Raw genomic sequence first — 5,043 nt, forward strand, 5'->3', positions numbered from 1 at the left:
CGCCCGGCTCCCGGGCCCGGCCTCGGGAGCGCGGCCCCAGGCCCCGAAGGCACCCCGGGCACCCGACGGCGGTGAGGCCCGGGATGCCCGGGCCTCACCGCCGGAGAGCTTCGGACGGCCGGGGCCCTCAGGTACCCGCGGCGGCCTGGATGCCCGGGACGATCGGCTGCTCCCGCGCGGCCCGGTTGACCGCGCTCACCACCGCGCGCAGGGACGCGGTGACGATGTTCGGGTCGATCCCCACGCCCCAGAACACCCTGTCCCCCACCGCGACCTCGAGGTAGGCCGCGGCCCGCGCGTCCGCGCCCGAGCCCAGGGCGTGCTCGTGGTAGTCGAGGACGCGTACCTCGACGTCCCGGGTGCGCAGCGCGGCGACGAACGCGTCGATCGGCCCGTTGCCGGTGCCGCTGATGACCTCCTCACCGCCGTGGATGCGCACCGAGACCCGGACCTCGTCGCGTTCCCCGTGCGCGGCGGTGGTCCGGGAGCCGAGCAGCTCCAGCGGGGCGTCGGAGGCGGCGGCGGTCAGGAAGTACTCCCGGGAGAAGATCTCCCACAGCTCCTCGCCGGTCACCTCGCCACCGATGTCGTCGGTGTGGCGCTGCACGGCGTGGGAGAACTCGATCTGCAGCCGGCGGGGCAGGTCCAGGGAGTGCTCCGCCTTCAGCAGGTAGGCGACGCCGCCCTTGCCCGACTGGCTGTTCACCCGGATCACGGCCTCGTAGGAGCGGCCGACGTCTTTGGGGTCGATGGGCAGGTAGGGCACCTCCCACAGCCGCTGCCCGGTCCGTTCCATCGCCTCGAAGCCCTTCTTGATGGCGTCCTGGTGGGAGCCGGAGAAGGCGGTGTAGACGAGGTCGCCGCCGTAGGGGTGCCGGGGGTGCACCGGGAGCTGGTTGCAGTGCTCCACGGTCCGGCGGATCTCGTCGATGTCGCCGAAGTCGATCTCCGGGTCGATGCCCTGGGAGAACAGGTTCATCCCCAGGGTGACCAGGCAGACGTTGCCGGTGCGCTCGCCGTTGCCGAACAGGCATCCCTCGACCCGGTCGGCGCCCGCCAGCACCCCGAGCTCCGCGGCGGCCACGGCACAGCCGCGGTCGTTGTGCGGGTGCAGGGAGAGCACGACCGCGTCCCGCCGGGTCAGGCTGCGTGACATCCACTCGATCTGGTCGGCGTAGACGTTGGGCGTGGACATCTCCACGGTCGCCGGCAGGTTCAGCACGACCGGCCGGTCCGCGGTGGGCTGCCAGACGTCCATGACCGCCTCGCAGACCTCCAGGGCGTAGCCCAGCTCGGTCCCGGTGAACGACTCCGGGCTGTACTGCCAGCGGACGTCGGTGCCCGCCAGCAGCTTCTCCGCGTACCGGGCGCACCACTGCGCGCCCTGGACGGCGATGTCGGTGACGCCGGCCCGGTCGAGCCCGAACACCACCCGGCGCTGCAGCGTCGACGTCGAGTTGTACAGGTGCACCAGCGCGTTCGGCGCGCCGACGAGCGCGCGGACCGTGCGTTCGATCAGCTCCTCCCGGGCCTGGGTGAGCACCTGGATGGTGACGTCGTCGGGGATGTGCCCGCCCTCGACGAGCTGCCGGATGAAGTCGAAGTCCGTCTGGCTGGCGGCGGGGAAGCCGACCTCGATCTCCTTGTAGCCCATCCGCACCAGCAGCTGGAACATCTGCGTCTTGCGCGCCGGGGTCATCGGGTCGATCAGCGCCTGGTTGCCGTCGCGCAGGTCCACGCTGCACCACCGGGGCGCGCGGGTGATCGTCCGGTTCGGCCAGGCCCGGTCGGGGAGGTCGACCGGGACGAACGGCCGGTACTTGTCGACGGGCATGCCGGAAGGCTGCTGTACGCCGGGAAACTGCCGTGGGGTGGTCACCGCTTCTACCGCTCCTGCTTCGGGAGAGAACCTGTGGCGGCCAGCGCGCACCAACAACCCCCGCGACGAGGAAGCCGGCCTGTCTCAGGCCTCGCCGCGGCAACTAAGAAGCAGAAGCGTGCGCATACTGCGGCGAGCTTACTACCCGACGGCTCACGGCGTCCGCCACACCGCCCGGCAAAGCCGTCCGCCGCGCTGCCCGAGGTGCGCTATCTGACAGGCGCTATCTGACAGGCGCTGCCCGACGGGCACCGCCCGACGGGCCGGCGAGATCAGGTCGGCAGGCCCACGGCCGGCGCCGGGCCGACCCGCGGCCGTAGATCGTCGGCGCGCACGGTACACACCAGCGCGTGGGTGCCGGCCTGCCAGGCGCTCTCCTCCGGGTAGATCGAGGCGATCCTCAGGCCGGGGACGCCACCGGCGTCGCCGAAGAGGGCGCGCGCGGCCGCCACACAGTCCCTCGCGGTGGCGGCGTCCAGCGCCGGGCGGCCCGGCCAGCCGGGGAAGGGCGCGGCCAGGTCGACCACCCCCGTCACCTGGTCGAGGTGCGGCTGGTCGCAGCCCACCTTGGCGGGGGTGGCCTCGCGTGCCGAATCCGGCGCCCACAGCAGGCAGTCCCCCGGCCGTAGCCCGCTGAGCAGGGTGGGCTCGAGCACGAACCGCTGCGCCCGGGCGGAGAGCACGGCCGGGCTCGTCGCCGGCGGGCCGGCGGCCGCCGGCGGGCCGCCGGGAGCGGGCTCGTGCATCCGGACCGGGGTGCCGGCCGAGGGCGCCGGGGCGGACACCACCGCCGTGCGCGGGTTGTTACGGAGCAGGAAGAGACCAAGGCCCGCCATCCCGGCGAGCAGGGTCAGGAACGCCACCAGCCGGGTGGTGCGACGGCGGCGCGGGGAGCCCGGCGCCCACATCCAGCGGTAGAACACCCGCTGCCCCTTCGACCGGACGGGCTCCACCCGGCAGCGGCCGCGCGCGGCCTCGCCGGAGGCTGCCACCCGTTCATCGGCTGACGGCTCGATGAAGCGCGCGGAGCGCACGAAAGTGTCATCGAGGCGCAACCCCTCGAACGGGTCCCGACCGTCCCGAGCCATGGCTTTCACGGTAAACCCAGGGACTCGTTTCCCACACCGTGGCCACTGAACCAGGGGGCAGGTCACCACGGCCCGTGGCACACCGCGGTGGACCGCGGTGACCGGGCCGTCCGGCCTCGGTGAGGAGCCGGCCGGAGGGCCCGGTCACCGGTTCCCCGTCAGCTCCTCACCGGCCGGTCGGCTCCTCACCGGCCGGTCGGCCCCTCACCGGCCGGTCACTGGCTGTGGAGGCTGACCGACCGGGCCGCCGACGCTCCGATGATCTTGGCGATCTCGCTCAGGACGTCCGCGGGCACCGCGTCGTCGAGCGAGAGCGACATCAGCGCCTCGCCGCCGGCCTTGCGACGGCTGACCTGCGCGCCGGCAATGTTGATCTGGGCCTCGCCCAGCAGCGCGCCGACCGCGCCGACCACCCCCGGACGGTCCTCGTACCGGAAGAAGGCCAGGTGCGCCTGGGGTCGGATGTCCACCTCGAAGTCGTCGATCGCGGTGACCTTCTCGACCTGCCGGGGGCCGGTCAGCGTGCCGCTCACCGACACCGGCGTCCCGTCCGCGAGCACACCGCGGATGGTGACGAGGTTGCGGTAGTCGGGGCTGTCCTCGAACGTCTCCAGCGCGACGTCGACGCCCCGGCCCTTCGCGAGCAGCGGCGCGTTGACGTAGGTGACCGGCTCCTCGATCACGTCGGTGAACACGCCCTTGAGCGCGGCGAGCTGCAGCACCGACACATCATGGGCGACGATCTCGCCGCGGACCTCGACGGTGATCGCGGCGGCGAGGCCGCCGGCGAGGCCGGTGAACAGCTGGCCGAGCTTCTCCGCGAGCGGCAGCCCCGGGCGGACGTCCTCGGCCACCACCCCGCCCGCCTGCACGTTCACCGCGTCCGGGACGAACTCGCCGCGCAGCGCCAGGCGCACCGACCGGGCCACCGCGACCCCGGCCTTCTCCTGCGCCTCCGCGGTGGACGCCCCCAGGTGCGGGGTGACCACCACGTTGTCCAGCTCGAACAGGGGTGAGGAGGTGGTCGGCTCGGTGGCGAACACGTCGATGCCGGCGCCGCCCACCCGGCCGTCGCGGACCGCGTCGGCGAGGGCCGCCTCGTCGACGAGCCCGCCCCGGGCGTCGTTGACGATGATCACGCCCGGTTTGACCCGCTCGAGCTCGTCCCGGCCGATGAGGCCGATCGTCTCCGGCGTCTTGGGCAGGTGGATCGTGATGACGTCGCTGATCCGCAGCAGCTCGTCGAGGTCGACCAGGCGCACCCCCAGCTGGGCGGCGCGGCCCACCGAGACGTAGGGGTCATAGGCGACGATCTTCATGCCGAAGGCGGCCAGCCGCTGCGCGACCAGCAGGCCGATGCGCCCGAGGCCCACCACGCCCGCGGTCTTGTCCGCGAGCTCGACGCCGACGTACTTCGAGCGCTTCCACTCACCGCCGCGCAGCGCGGCGGTGGCCGCCGGGATGCGGCGGGCCACCGCCGTCAGCAGCGCGACGGCGTGCTCGGCGGCGCTGACGATGTTCGACAGCGGGGCGTTGACGACCATCACACCGCGGGTGGTGGCGGTGGCGACGTCGACGTTGTCCAGCCCGATCCCCGCCCGGGCGACGACCTTGAGCGAACGGGCGGCGGTGAGCACCTCCGCGTCCACCCTGGTCGCGCTGCGCACGATCAGGGCGTCCGCCTCGGGGATCGCGCCCAGCAGGGCGGCCCGGTCGGTCCCGTCGAGATGGCGGACCTCGAACTCGCCGGACAGCAGTTCCAGCCCGGCCGGCGACAGCTCCTCGGCAACCAGGACGACGGGCACGGTAAGGCTCCTTGGGAAGACAGCGGATCAGACGGACAGCGGACGGGACAGCAGACAAAAACCAGCAATGATAACAACAAGCAATAAAAAGAACACTCGAAGTCACATAGCCGGGAAGTTACAGGCGCCGCCCAGCGTACCCACCGCAAGGCGCTGTCGGTGCTCCGGCGCCGTACCGGGCCGGCCCGCCGGCGGAAATCGCCGGCGGGCCGGCCCGCCGCAGCGGGCCCGGCCCGACCGTCCGTATCCGCGCCCCGGCCCCGTCCCCGGT

3 protein-coding genes are annotated in these 5,043 nt (G+C 73.0%); all 3 read right to left on the minus strand.

The annotated features are described in order from the left end of the window. Nucleotides 1–127: 127 nt before the first annotated feature. Nucleotides 128–1,834 (minus strand): 2-isopropylmalate synthase, encoded by a 1,707-nt coding sequence (gene leuA / locus NBX02_RS18870; protein WP_250283382.1) that lies wholly within the window; start codon nt 1,832–1,834, stop codon nt 128–130. A 317-nt stretch (nt 1,835–2,151) separates the two neighbouring features. Next, nucleotides 2,152–2,967: a septum formation family protein gene (locus tag NBX02_RS18875; RefSeq protein WP_250292440.1), complete on the minus strand. Its 816-nt coding sequence runs from the start codon at nt 2,965–2,967 to the stop codon at nt 2,152–2,154. Between the two features lie 215 nt (nt 2,968–3,182). Then, nucleotides 3,183–4,772, minus strand: a complete 1,590-nt coding sequence (gene serA, locus NBX02_RS18880) for a phosphoglycerate dehydrogenase (RefSeq protein WP_250283378.1) — start codon at nt 4,770–4,772, stop codon at nt 3,183–3,185. Nucleotides 4,773–5,043 lie beyond the last annotated feature (271 nt).

Origin of the sequence: Protofrankia sp. CiP1_Cm_nod1 (assembly GCF_920888515.1) — a bacterium.
In the GTDB taxonomy this organism is placed as follows: domain Bacteria; phylum Actinomycetota; class Actinomycetes; order Frankiales; family Frankiaceae; genus Protofrankia.

What these genes read in the sequence shown, in the direction of transcription:
- leuA (WP_250283382.1), bottom strand. Translation starts at nt 1,834, where the DNA reads ATGCCCGTCGACAAGTACCGGCCGTTCGTCCCGGTCGACCTCCCCGAC.
- NBX02_RS18875 (WP_250292440.1), bottom strand. Translation starts at nt 2,967, where the DNA reads ATGGCTCGGGACGGTCGGGACCCGTTCGAGGGGTTGCGCCTCGATGAC.